Below are 13,452 nucleotides of genomic sequence, written 5' to 3' on the forward strand. Positions count from 1 at the left end.
GATGGCCATTTTTTATAGGGCAATAAATGTCTAATAATCCAATAGATTTCAAATAATGAAGTGGGGCATGATCAAGAAACTTTATGTCATACCCGGCGACAATTGCGTGTAATAATCCGCCAGGGCCGTCGTTATAACCGGAAAATAGTCCAATAAGTCTGATATTTCCGAGGCATCCCAGTTCTGCAAAGCGGCATCTAAATGCCCGTGTTCCTGGCTGGATATCCTGCGAAATATTATACTGCCTTCAGTATCCCTCTCCACAAGGTCGCTATTATTCAGATAACGTATTAAATTTCTATTATCCCTCAAAACCTCTATAACCGGCATTTGCTTATATTGCAAAGCAACCAGCAACAGATCAAACGCCTCGGAAACAGAAAAGCCGTTTACTATTTTTTTAACCGCAAAATCCACTGAAGATGTCCCAAGGAGATAAAGCCTGAAAAACTCATCGGATAATAAATCCGTCACCTTCCTTACATCTTCTGTTGTGATGCTTTCCCTTAATTGTCCTACCTTGCATCGAAAATCCGGCAACTTCTCAACACGCGCGGCCGTTACGGCAGGGGTAAGGGTTCTACCTGACAACAAATCAGCCACTCTTTGTATAACATCACTGCAATCTTCCTTCTCCCCTGCCCTGGAGCGTTTTACCGGTATGGCATTACCGGAGTCCTCCCTTGTTCTTGGACGTTTAGGCTGACAAGGTTCGGTCATGGCCTCTACCTCCACAGCAACAGTGTCCCGATCGGTTATTCCCTTAATCACTCGCTCAATCAAGGGATAAACTGCAAATAACTCGTTCTGTTCACTATACTCCCACCCTGAAATGGCAGCATGTAAATCAGCCTGGATCAATTTCGTTATAATATTATCCTTGCACAGAGTACTTTTACGCAGCAACGTCTGTAATTGTTCATTCTGCATGATATGCCCGACAACATCGTAAGATTTACTGCGCAGTGCCAGTACTAAAAGCTGAAATGAATCAGAATTGAGAATCGAGGAATTCGATTCTAACAGACTTACAGACGACTTTCCTTGCAGATATGCCGTAAAAAACTTGTCCGATAAGAGTTCGGTAATCGTGCCTGGCGTATTGCTTTTCAGTGCTTTTTTTAATAATTCAATCTTGTCTCGCATGCCAATACATCTCTTCTTGAAAAACAAATAATCTATCATAAATTTAACTTACTGTTAAATTTATGACTCCTAAAGTTGCGGATAAAGATGTTTTTTCATAATCAAAACGAACTAACGTCGTCCTGAATGTAATGAAGGATCCTCCTGAGTCAGGAACGAATCGAATCAATTTGAGATCCTTCACTCCGTATCTCACCCTGCATATCACGGTGGTCTGTGTTAAGGTAAAAAGAACCGTAAAAGAAAGGAAACGCCATCAATGCCTGCGAACGTCAGCAAAAAAGCAAAAGTTATCGTGCGTAACGCGAAACCGGCAGATATCGAGGACATTCGTAAACTGGTTAAACGCGCATATCCCGATTATATGGAAAATTACCCGCCTGACGCCTTGCGTGGCCATATGAACCACTACCCGCAAGGGCAATTCGTAGTGGAATACGAGAACGAAATCGTCGGTTATTGCGCCACTTTTAAAATCAGCGGGGATATCGCGCTCAAACAACACACCTGGGATGAGATTACCGGCAACGGATTCGCCTCCCGCCATGATCCGGACGGGGATTATCTTTATGGCATGGAAGTATGCGTCCATCCTGATTACCGCGGCTTGCGTATCGGTAACCGTCTGTATACGGCCCGCAAGCGCCTGTGTCAGTCCGAAGGATTAAAAGGCGTCGTGTTCGGCGGCCGTATTCCGGGTTATTACCGGCGCTATAAAAAATTCCCGAACGTAGAAGACTACGTGCAAGCCATCATCAACAAAGACGTCCGGGATCCCGTTTTGTCCTTTCAATTACGCAACCACTATGAACTGATTGGTATTTTATCCAATTACCTTCCCGCCGACAAAGCGTCCCGCGGCTATGCCGCCCATCTGTTATGGACCAATGCCGCCGTGGCCTCCCAGGAAGAGGCCACCGGGAAAAAAAGCATGCTCAAACGGGAGCGGGCCGTGGATAAAGTCCGGCTGAGTACTGTGCAATACATGCAGCGCCGCGTCCATTCCTTTGACGAATTTGCCGCGCACGTGGAATATTTCGTCGATGTGGTGGCGGATTATTACTCGGATTTCGTCGTGTTTCCGGAGTTGTTCACCTTGCAACTATTATCCATAGACAATGAAACGCTTCATCCGGACGAAGCCATTTTAAAACTGACCAACTATCGCGAACCGTTTCTTGATCTCATGTCCTCTCTGGCCGTTCGATACAACATCAATATCATTGGCGGCTCCCATCCGACGAAAACAAAAGACGGGGTATTCAACATATCGTATGTCTTTCTTCGTGACGGGCAAATTCACGAACAGGCCAAAATCCATCCGACGCCCAATGAGCGCTACTGGTGGAACATTCACGGCGGCAATGAATTGAAAACCATAATGACCGACTGCTGCCCAATCGCCGTGTTGATCTGTTACGATTGCGAATTTCCCGAGCTTGCGCGCCATGCCGTGAATCAGGGGGCCAAAATTCTTTTTGTACCTTTCTGTACGGACGAACGACAAAGCTATATGCGTGTGCGTTACTGCGCCCAGGCGCGGGCTGTCGAGAATCAGTGTTACGTCGTTATGGCAGGCAACGTTGGTAATCTGCCCGGCGTAGCCAATATGGATATTCAGTACGCCCAAAGCGCCATCTTTACACCCTGCGATTTTCCGTTTGCCCGTGACGGGATAGCAGCCGATACCACACCTAATGTGGAAATGGTTTCCTTTGCCGATTTAAGCCTGCAGACTCTGACGGCAGCTCGCAGCCAAGGTACCGTACTTAATTTGAAAGACCGGCGCCACGACTTATATGCGGTAAAATGGAAGGCGAAATAACCCGTCGCTTTCATCACAAACAGACTGGGTTCCGTACACAAAATTTTTTGCGAAAAAATAGTAGCCCGTAAGGAGGCCTGCGGCCGTATTGCGGGTTTGATGTGCCAATTAGAAACGTTTTCCCGCATTTCGGCTGCGCCTTCATGACGGGCTACAAGACTGTCATTCCCGAGAAATCGGGAATCCATCCACGTGAAAATAGATCTCCGCCTGCGCAAAGATGACAATCAATGAGCAAAAATGAATACATAAATAGCCCCCCTATCCATTGTCCGTAACCGGCTGCAAAGTTGTGTTTTCCCGCATGGATTTACAAAACGTTTCTTTAATAAAAAACATAACCAGTACCAACGCTATCAACAACAGGACTATCATGATGGAAAAGGCGTTGCGATAATCACTTAACCGGATAACATGAGGGGCCAGTCGCGACAGGACACTACCAATCAACGGAGCGTTAATCGCTGCGAACATCATGATCATCGCGTTATTCAACCCCATACCGACAGCGAGATTATCTTCCCTGCATTGCTCGGCCATAATGGCAAATCCGACACTTTGCCCGCTTGCACCCGTACCGAGAAGAATAAAGCAAATGGACGTCCAGACAGGTCCCAATGACAGATAGACGATACCGCACAGCGCCAGCAAGGCAATCAGCACACTGCCGAGCATAATGGGTTTCCGGCGCTGAATTTTATCGGAAAGATACCCAAGTAAAGGACAACTCACCGCATAGCCCAGCCAGGCTAATGTAATCATGTAGGACGAAAATGTTGAGGAAAATCCTTTTTTACCCAAAAAAGCAACGCCTTCGTTTTCCGAGAGGTATTCGATGGAAAAATACACACAAGCGGAAAAGATAGCTATCAACCAGGTTTGCTTCTGACTCAAAAGGCGAACCACATTGCGGGAAATAGCTGAGGGACGCGAAAGGATAATGAATTTCCCCTGATTTCGGCGATTTTTATCAACAAATAATAAAACCAGGACGGCAATAACCGCGCCAATAGCACCAAGACTTAAAAAAACGGTGCGCCAACTGATTATGGACGATTCGGACAGCATGTTCATGGGGCCTGCGGCGAGCATAGGCCCCATGGTTCCTATTAATTGTGACAGGCCGATAAACAAGGCAATGTTCTTTCTTGGCATCCAGTCATAGACTGCTACTAATAAACAGACGAAACCAAAAGAAGAACCCAATCCCATCAAGATCCGAAAAGATACGGCTGATCCAAAGTGTTGGGCCAGGGAAAATCCGACATTGGCCAGCGCACAAATCACAACAGCGACAAGCAGGGTTTTTTTCAACCCGAATCGATCGGTAATAATTCCGACCGGAATTTGCATGAATCCGTAGATCAGTTGATAAGCCGTCGAACTTAACAAAGCGAAACGAACCGGACTCAGATGTAAGTCAGCCATTAACGGATATTGGAAGGTTCCCAGTACGGTGCGCAATAAAAATTCGTACATAAAAAACGACGCGCAAACCAACCAGACCAGAAGTCCTTTAAACGTAATTTTATTCACCATGGTTATCAGGATTCGGCTTGTGAATCACCCCAGGCTTCCAAAACGGTGCCGGCGCGGTCATTATCAATAAAAGAAGCGACTTTAAAAATGGTTTGCCCCTCATGAATTAACGGATGGCGGTTAATCCCTACCACCACACCATCCTGGGGTGCAATCACGGTTTCCGCTGTGTCGGCGCTGAACGGATCGTTAATGCGACCGATACGCTGCCCTTTCTTGATCATTTGACCCAGTTCAATATTGCTTAATAACACGCCGCTGCGGTGCGCGCGGATCCAGTCTTCATCCTGCGAGAAAATAGACCGAAACGTTTCCGGCTGCTGTGACTCTTCCTGATCCAGCATATCCAAGGCCTCCATAACATTAAAAATACCGGATATACCCAGGTTAATGGCCGATTCATTAAAGCGCATGGCTTCTCCGGCCTGATAAACAAGAAGGGGGATATTTAACTCTTCCGTGGTTCTGCGCAGGGAATTGTTACCCGACATCACATTGGTGATAGCCGGTGCGGCAAAACGTTGTGCCAGACGGCGGCCTTCGGCGTTATTCAAATCGCAATAAATCTGGGGCAGGATGTCATGATTTAAGGAACCGGTCTGTAATTCGATGCAATTATTGGCCTTGCATAAAATTTCCCGGGTGAACACATGGGCCAGACGCTCTCCGTAAGAACCGTGTTCAACCCCCGGAAAGCACCGCTCCAGACTGGTTTCGTGACGTTGTGTTCTCGATGGCTCAATCAAACCAAAAATATTAAGTACCGGTACGGCAATCAAGGTGCCGCGAATACGGCGAAGCCTGTCGGATTCCAGCAAGCGATTGATGATTTCAAGCCCGTTTAACTCATCCCCTTTCACGGCGGAAAGAATCAGTAAACACGGGCCGGCTTCTTTGCCATGCACCACTTTGATGGGCATATAAAATGAGGTACAGGAATAAAATTCAGGAAGGGGTAACGCCAGATTAGCCGTTTCACCCGGGTGAATCGTCGCGTCACAAATGGTCAGATTGGAATGTTTCATAAACGTTAGATAATTTACCTTTTTTCTAAAACAGTCGCTACACCATAACAAATTTTGCCAAATGCTGCAAAAAAGGTCAGGACGATTAATTTCAGAAAATTAATGGGATACACATACATCCTATTACTGTTTCCATGTCATTTTGCAAGGTTCTGTCATTCCCGCGCAGGCGGGAATCCATCTATCTGGTGGCGCCGTTCCAGTATGACAATGGATCCCCGCCTACGCAGGGATGACACAAAAATAGAGCACAATGTTCAACACGACCTTGCAAAATGACATGGGAACAGTACTATTATAGATTAAGAAAGCAAACTCGTGTTTTTAATGGTAGTCCACCACCCGGAACGTCAATCCGCAATAAGGCCGCAGGCCTCCTTGCGAGCCAGGCTTAACGCGCAAGAACCGAGGCCGTCATTCGGGACACACAGGTTCGCTTTCCTGCTTCATTATAAATATCAATCTGCCAGATCTGGGTGGTGCGTCCAAGGTGGATCGGTCTTGTTACGCCTGTCACCACACCTTCCCTGACGGAGCGAATGTGATTCGCGTTAATTTCCAGACCAACGCAATAATAATTCGCGATATCCACAACCGCGTTGGCCGCCGTGCTCGCAATGGTCTCGGCCAGAACCACATTGGCGCCACCATGCAGGATCCCGATGGGTTGCCGGCTTCTCTCGTTCACCGGCATCGTCGCGGTGATAGCGTCCTCGCTTATGTCCGTAAACCGGATCCCGAGGAAATCCGAGAGCGTGTTCTGTCCGCGTTTGTTCAAGTCGTCTACCGTAATGGGTTTGAACCATATCGCCATAATGTTGTATCTCCTTACATTGCAAAAAATGGATCACAGACGGCAGATTAGCAAATGACGAACCGATTCCACAATCCGGTTGTTATAAATTGGCAATCAGACCCGTTTGGTCGGATTGTAAAAACAACCTGACTACCAGAGCGTTTACGGCCTCATGTCTGAAGATATGGTAATATCCATGCCGAATTGGTGCAAAATATCTCTTTTGCTTTGTGCAAGACGACCCTCCATTTTCTTTAAAGCACGTTCCTGTGCGGGCCCTTCCTCTTCTTGCGCCAGTTCAACCAGCTCGACAAGCCATTTCGCCGTTCTGGTTTCAGACGTTTCAAAATGACGCGGCTTCCTTATAAAAGACATTATCTCCTCACTACCCGTGACAATGGACAACTGTTCCTTTCCACCCTGGCTCACATCATGAACCGCATTCACCATGAGCTGTGTCTTGACCGCCTTGTCAATGTAAGACATTAAGGCCGGGGTTATTTTAGTGGGTTTGTTAAAAAAGGAGTTGGTATTGGACTGTAACCCTTGAACTAAAGGTTGTTTTAAAAAATTCGTATAAAAATCCCATAACTCCCGATTATCATTGATATGCAGTACAGTATCGGCCATGATGGCCGTGAGCAGCCGATAGGCAGCCACGTCCTTGAGGGGGGCGAACTGTATTATCGCTTCCTCAAGCAACGCCATCAATTTCTGATCATCACTCCACTCACTGTTTCGCAAAATCTCGTGTAATCGCCCCATAAAGCGAATTTGGTCCTCGTCGGAAAATGTTTTAAATTCGGGTAATTTTTCATAAATCAATGCGATGAGTCCGTTCACCGGCTCGGAATACTGCTCGGCGTACGCACTCAGCTCTTCTGTCAAACTATGTGAAAAAATGGCGCTGTACGTATCGTCTTCACTATCCCGGACAAACCGGGTGGCGTTTTCCATAATCGTCTCACCCTTGTTTATCACGTTTGTTGTAAAATAAGGAATGCTTTCATCCTTGGAAAACGCTTCGTTTTTGACATCTTTTAATCGTTTGCCTTTCCGACTGATCACCGCTTCGGCTTGTTTTTTAGACAATTTACCCAGCAATAATTCGCTTTGTGTCAATCTGAAAACCGCCGCCAATGCCGGTGACGTGTATTCTCGTCCAAACGAGATATAATCCGGTTCGTCACCATAAAGCGACTCGTCACCTACCGCTTCCTTCAAGCGCCGAAACACATTGGTTCGTGACAGAAAGGAGAGATGATCCGCAACAAACACACCACAACTGACCTGGTTCGTTTGCATCATGTTGGCGATTTTTTCTTTGGGTGTTTTGTCAAATAGGCCTTGCGCAACATGGACGTGATAAGCATACGCAATATGGAGAAGACCTTTTTCACGCAAGGATTGTCGATACCAGTTAAAAAAATACAATGCCCTGGAATCCATGACCGAATCCAGACAGAACGTGGCTATCCCTTTAGGCGTCACCTGATTGTCAATGGTAGTCCAGTGCCCGCCAATCAGTACCGCGAATTGAAAACGCAATCCTACGGGAAGCCGGCCTTTTATGTCGTCTTTCGCCAGAAAATCTACAAAATTGGTCAACTCTGTCCGTTTTTCCTCATGACGTTGTTCGTATTTCTCTAGTGGCGTTTGAAACTCGGTAACCATATGATGAAAAGGCAGACCCTTAATACGCCTTCTGAAGGATTTGTCCGCTAATACAACGTTCATAACCTCTTTGGGCCATACAATATCCTCAATATCCCTGGTTGATGATCGTAAATTTTTAGCCGTGACCGCAATTTGCTTCAGGATGTCTTCTCTGTGGGGAATATTTTCTTCTGGAATCTTTTTCTCATGTTCATCAACCGATCTCATGCCTGCTCCTGGTCTTTCTGTTACGTATGTCTATCGGATCAGAATAATTTTCTGATTATTTCTAGTATAGCCTGCGGAATAAAATTAGTTTTTTAGATCAAGCTGATCATTGTTTGCGCAATTGCTATCCTTTGCATATACTTATAGCACCGTCCGCCCAATTGCAAATCTTCTATACAGGTCGTCCATTTTTTACAAGGAGTATTATTATGAAAACCTTAACAGGGTTTAAAATGATTGTGGGTATTCTCGCAATGGCGTTTTCAGCAACCGTACTGGCTTCTCCAACGCCTTCATCCACCACCAATACCACCCCATCCGGCACTATAATATTGGCAGCGCAGGGACAATATGGTGAACAATACGCGAGACACCACGGGAGACATTATAATCGCGGCTACTGGAATGGTTATCGGGGCGGCTATCGCGGTGGTTACTGGCGGCGTAATGTGTACTGGTATCCGAACAGATATTATTACTCCCATGGCAAACGTTGTTTCAAATCATGCTGGCGAAACCGGTATGGCCGCATCAAATGTAATGTGAGCTGCCGTTATTAAGCGAAATGACTTGATACACGTTCAGGTTCCGTAAAAAATACAAAGCAGATTTACCAGGCTGCAGGCTGCAGCCTGGTTTACAAAAAAATCAATGGCCATCATCCATTTCAAAGCCAGAAAAAATACAAGGCAGGCAACGCCGTTATCAGAACAACGAGTTCAACCGGAATCCCGAGCCACAAATAGTCAAAGAATTTGTATCCCCCAGGCCCCATCACCAACGTATTATTCTGATGGCTTATCGGCGTTAAAAAAGAACAGGAAGCGCCGATACCAACGGCCATCAGAAAAGGATCCGGACTCATCTTGAGCAATTCTGCCAGGTTGGCTCCTACTGGCGCCATGACTATGGCCGTCGCGGCATTATTCATTATGTCGGAGAGTGTCATGGTAATGATTAACAACAACCCCAGAATCAGAAGTATTGAGCCATGTCCACTCATGGCAAGCAGGGAGGAACCAATCATTTGGGCAGCCCCGGTGGTTTTTAACGCGCTACCCAAGGGAATCAGGGCAGCCAGCATGACTATAATTGACCAGTCAATGCTGCTGTAAACCTGCCGGATCGGAATGACATTAAAGATAACCATCAAAACAACAACAAGGGTAAATGCTATTTCAACCCGCAAAATCTGCAAGGAGGCCAGAAATATCCCTCCCAGAAACAAGGCCAGTGGCAACAAAATATTATGCCTGATCCCCACATTAATGGTCCTTTCGGCAAGAGGCACAAGACCGAGATTAACGATATTTTCCTGCAGATTTTCGCTGGCACCCTGGATAAGCAATACGTCACCAGTATTAAAATTCACATGATTCAAGCGGTTTTTGAACGCCTTACCGGAACGAGACACCGCCAGAAGATTCAGGCCAAAACGGGAGCGCACACGAAGGCGTTGCCAGGAACGTCCCATGATCCGTGAACCGGCGGTTACGACCGCTTCAATAGTACTGATGTCCTGGCCTCGTAAACTTTCCGCTGAGATGACTTCACCATGTGACAATTCCAGATTGCCCTTAAGAAGAAGATTGTTCAAATCCTCGTGAGACGCTTCGATGATCAAAACATCGTTGGCTTGCAGCTCTTCATCGCCGGGAATAACCAGCCTTTTCCTTCTGCCCCGGATCAATCCTAAAATGGAAAAATCACCTTCGATTAAATTTTCCAGCGCCCGACGCTCCATACCCACAACCGGTGAATCGGCCGGGATCACAATTTCACTGATGTAATCCTGGATCTGATAAAGCTCACTGGCATCACCGGATGCCTTGCGTCGCTCCGGAACAAGTCTCCAGCCAATGAGAATAATAAAAATCAACGAAGTCACCGCGATTGAAATTCCAGCTGGCGTAAAATCAAACATTGAAAAGGGCTCACCGGTCAGACTTTGCCGGTAAGCAGAAATCAACAGGTTTGGCGGCGTTCCTATTTTGGTGATCAAACCTCCGAGAACCGTAGCAAAGGATAAGGGCATCAATATTTTAGATGGGGATATTTTCGCGTTAATCGCGCCCTGGATTGCGACAGGCATAATTAAAGACAATGCCCCGACGTTATTCATAAAAGCGGATAAAACCGCCGACACCACACAGATAACCGCAATCAGTTGGAAAGGGGACGTCAGAACAGGTTCGATATATTCCAGTATTTTATCGACCAGACCGGCCTGAATAATCGCTCCGGAAATAACCATAACCGCTGCTACCGTAATAACCGCGGGATTACTGAAGCCCTCAAAGGCTTGCGAGGCAGGAACCAGTCCAACCAACACAAGAGTGAGCAGGCTCATTAAAGCCACCATGTCATAACGGTAATATCCCCATACGAACATGACCATGGTAGCGGCGAGTATCAAAAATAACAGATAGGCATCCTGCATAATAAATCCGTCTGATGGTCAACAGACCGTGGTAGTTATACTGCTCATTAACACGGATACCGTTTCCATTGGGTTTGAACCTGCCAAAACCAAATGGAAACAGTATTAGTATATCTCATCCTTGTCATAATGAACGTATCATTTATCGTCATGATTCCCGAGTTCGGACTGTTAGCGGAACATCACAACACGTCGTTGTACAGAGATCGCTCTTTTACTGGTGATTTTTCCTTTACCCCCGGTTTATGAGGCTTGAAAAAATGCAATATGCCTGGCCTTGGTTTCCTTGCCACCCTTTTCACCGGTGAATAAATATCCACCAGCCAGGCCGGCAATTCGGTTTTTTCCATACTGCGATCCGCTTTGCCTTTGTATTGCCGCGCATCTTTTGTCTCATAACAAAAACCCGCTCTTTCAACGAGGTATTTCGTTTTTAATTCCTTTACAAAATCGGAATCAATCGGCTTTGAAAGCCGCAAGGCTTCAAATCCATGATGATTATCCCGTAAATTTTCCAACGTCTTGAGTATGGAGTGATTAATAATATTTTTGCAGCTTTCCTCACTAAATTGCCTCGTTAATGGTTCAAGATGCGCTTTCAGAACGTCAGGAATTTCTTCTGTTTTGGTATGGATGCCGGTTTCATAAACCAGTAAATAACGTGCCAGCTCGTTATTACGCAAAAAGGTGTTATCAACCGCCCCGGAGATTTCCTTGGCCAAAGCCATTTCCGTCAAACGATATAACCTTGCCGCCGATAAATAAGGACAAACGGCCAATACAAAATCAATCACAGCTTCCTGTTGGGTGTAACCCTGATCATCGTAGGTTAGTTTATTTTGAGAATCTATCGTCAGGGGATGATAGCCACCCCCGCTTACAATGTCTTTTTCCAGCTTTTCAATATCTGTAATAGTCAGATCACCATGAAGAATCTTGTCTCGCCACGCTGAGAGAACTTGCCTGGTATGTTTCATTGGCGTCCAGCCATCCGTCACGGAAGAGGTGGCGATTTTTCCTTTTTGCTTGCTCATGATAAAAACCCTCCTTGTTTTATCCTTCTCCAGGCTCTGTGAAAAATTTTGTTCACATAACCTAGACTTAACAAAAATACATGGCTTATACAATGGATAGCGAGTTTTAATTCCATACCCGGCCTGAAATACTTGATTTTGGAATACCATCCTCCCTACACTATCCAACATTCGTTTTGGTCAGACCAGGTACGCTATGAAACCCATTACCCGTGATATTGTCTGGACTCTGTTCATCAAATTGACCCTGTTATCAGCTTTGTGGTTTATCTGTTTCAAAACCGTTGAAAAACCGGAAACGACAACGGCTCAATGGCTATTGGGCAATGATCCTGAAAATGTAAAGCCCGTAATACTGCCCGCAGTCTCGAACAATGACGGAAAACACTGACTGGCCTGTCAGATTGCTTTTAGGTAAGATGAGCCGCTTTTCAGTAAATATTATTTGGCCAGAGGAAAAAGTATGAAAAGGATTTTGACGTTATTACTATACATTTTTTTACCCGGCGCGTTCGCCGGTGTTTTCTCACCCGACGATGTAGCGACTTTCAAAAAGCACTTTATTGCCAATATAACCGGGGATGGCGCAATCATGGCGTCACCTTCCACCGCCCATCCCGATTATTACTACGATTGGGTGAGAGATTCCGCCATTGCCATGAGCCTTATTGAAACCTGGTATGAAAACAATCCGAACGAACAGGATAAGGAAAAACTACTTCATTATGTACAATGGGTTGAGCGTACCCAGCACCAGCAAGAGACCCTGCCAGGTTACGATATCCTGGGAGAACCCAAATTTTATTTAAACGGCCTTCCCTATCAGGAGCCCTGGGGCAGGCCGCAAAATGACGGCCCCGCTCTCAGGGCCTTGACCCTGATCCGTTTTGCCCGGGTGTTACTGGACAATCAGGGATCCGAATACGTGCGGGAGCATCTTTATGGCGGCAGCCTGGATCCATTGCGAATGGGCGTCATTAAAATGGATTTGGAATACACCGCCCATCACTGGCAAGATAAAAATTTCGATCTGTGGGAAGAGGTCTACGGCCACCATTTTTTCACAGCCATGGCGCAACGAAAAGCGCTTCTGGAGGGAGCGAAACTGGCCCGACGCATGCAGGATAACCAGGCAGCCGCTTATTACGAGTTACAAGCCCGGTTACTTGGTCAGCGTTTAAACCAGCATATTGACTCCCGAAACGGTTTGATTCAGGCCACACTGCCTCCCCATTCCGGCCCGATAAAAACGCTGGAACTGGATTCCGCCGTTCTGTTGGCCGTATTGCTGGTCAACAACAATGACGGCATGTTTGCTCCCGACAATACCTCTGTGATAAAAACGGCAGCCGCGTTAAAAAAACAGTTCCAGTCGCTTTTTCCGATTAACCGCAACCACCATAAAGCGGTTTTATTCGGTCGATATCCCGGCGATACCTACGACGGTTACAGCAGCGACAGCACCGGCAATCCCTGGTTTATTCTGACGGCAGCCATGGCCGAATATTACTATACCCTCGCAGACAGCCTGCCCCCCACCCGGAAAAACATGCCGCTTATCAAACAACACATCGAAGAAGGAGACAATTATCTGAATTTGGTTAAACAGTATGCCGGCGATCGAACTCTAAGCGAGCAAATTAACCTGGAAACAGGCGTTCAGCAAGGCGCACGCTCGCTGACCTGGAGTTACGTTGCCGTGCTCAGAGCCATTGCCATGCAAGAGAAATTATCAAAAAAAGCAGAAAGTATGCCCCGCTAAC

At 46.3% G+C, this 13,452-nt stretch carries 11 protein-coding genes; 4 read left to right on the forward strand and 7 right to left on the reverse strand.

Going from position 1 to position 13,452, the window contains the following annotated elements; translation table 11 throughout:
- Positions 1–81: 81 nt before the first annotated feature.
- Positions 82–1,146: a hypothetical protein gene (locus CKW05_RS09680; RefSeq protein WP_058482951.1), complete on the reverse strand. Its 1,065-nt coding sequence runs from the start codon at positions 1,144–1,146 to the stop codon at positions 82–84.
- Between the two features lie 259 nt (positions 1,147–1,405).
- Here CKW05_RS09680 and CKW05_RS09685 point away from each other — a divergent pair, with 259 nt between their 5' ends.
- Positions 1,406–2,971 carry a bifunctional GNAT family N-acetyltransferase/carbon-nitrogen hydrolase family protein gene (locus CKW05_RS09685; RefSeq protein WP_058482952.1) on the forward strand — a complete coding sequence of 522 codons (1,566 nt, stop codon included), beginning with the start codon at positions 1,406–1,408 and terminating at the stop codon, positions 2,969–2,971.
- Between the two features lie 261 nt (positions 2,972–3,232).
- On the opposite strand, the gene CKW05_RS09690 is transcribed toward CKW05_RS09685, so the two are convergent.
- The 4 genes from CKW05_RS09690 to CKW05_RS09705 form a co-directional block, all read right to left on the reverse strand.
- The gene (locus CKW05_RS09690; RefSeq protein ID WP_065238383.1) at positions 3,233–4,510 is read right to left on the reverse strand and encodes an MFS transporter; all 1,278 of its coding nucleotides are present in this window, start codon (positions 4,508–4,510) and stop codon (positions 3,233–3,235) included.
- Positions 4,511–4,515: 5 nt separating this feature from the next.
- Positions 4,516–5,535, reverse strand: a complete 1,020-nt coding sequence (locus CKW05_RS09695; RefSeq protein ID WP_058482954.1) for a succinylglutamate desuccinylase/aspartoacylase family protein — start codon at positions 5,533–5,535, stop codon at positions 4,516–4,518.
- Positions 5,536–5,926: 391 nt separating this feature from the next.
- Entirely contained in the window at positions 5,927–6,349 is a 423-nt protein-coding gene (locus CKW05_RS09700) for a hotdog fold thioesterase (protein WP_058482955.1), read from the reverse strand.
- 144 nt (positions 6,350–6,493) lie between these two features.
- On the reverse strand, positions 6,494–8,215 hold the full coding sequence (locus CKW05_RS09705; RefSeq protein WP_058482956.1) for a hypothetical protein: 1,722 nt from the start codon (positions 8,213–8,215) through the stop codon (positions 6,494–6,496).
- A 209-nt stretch (positions 8,216–8,424) separates the two neighbouring features.
- Between CKW05_RS09705 and CKW05_RS15335 the strand changes: the two genes are divergently transcribed.
- On the forward strand, positions 8,425–8,775 hold the full coding sequence (locus CKW05_RS15335; protein ID WP_133141157.1) for a hypothetical protein: 351 nt from the start codon (positions 8,425–8,427) through the stop codon (positions 8,773–8,775).
- Positions 8,776–8,882: 107 nt separating this feature from the next.
- Here the strand turns inward: CKW05_RS15335 and CKW05_RS09715 are convergent, their stop codons facing one another.
- Together CKW05_RS09715 and CKW05_RS09720 are read right to left on the reverse strand one after the other, a co-directional pair.
- Positions 8,883–10,655, reverse strand: coding sequence for an SLC13 family permease (locus tag CKW05_RS09715; protein ID WP_058482958.1), 1,773 nt, complete (start codon positions 10,653–10,655; stop codon positions 8,883–8,885).
- A gap of 182 nt (positions 10,656–10,837) precedes the next feature.
- Positions 10,838–11,689, reverse strand: a complete 852-nt coding sequence (locus CKW05_RS09720) for a hypothetical protein (RefSeq protein WP_058482959.1) — start codon at positions 11,687–11,689, stop codon at positions 10,838–10,840.
- Positions 11,690–11,885: 196 nt separating this feature from the next.
- On the opposite strand from CKW05_RS09720, the gene cydP reads away from it, so the two are divergent.
- Together cydP and CKW05_RS09730 are read left to right on the forward strand one after the other, a co-directional pair.
- Complete coding sequence (cydP, locus tag CKW05_RS09725) at positions 11,886–12,080, forward strand: cytochrome oxidase putative small subunit CydP (protein WP_058482960.1); 195 nt, start codon at positions 11,886–11,888, stop codon at positions 12,078–12,080.
- A 72-nt stretch (positions 12,081–12,152) separates the two neighbouring features.
- Positions 12,153–13,451 carry a glycoside hydrolase family 15 protein gene (locus tag CKW05_RS09730; RefSeq protein WP_058482961.1) on the forward strand — a complete coding sequence of 433 codons (1,299 nt, stop codon included), beginning with the start codon at positions 12,153–12,155 and terminating at the stop codon, positions 13,449–13,451.
- Position 13,452: the final 1 nt, after the last annotated feature.

The sequence above is a fragment of the Legionella spiritensis genome (genome assembly GCF_900186965.1).
Taxonomy (GTDB): Bacteria; Pseudomonadota; Gammaproteobacteria; order Legionellales; family Legionellaceae; genus Legionella_C; species Legionella_C spiritensis.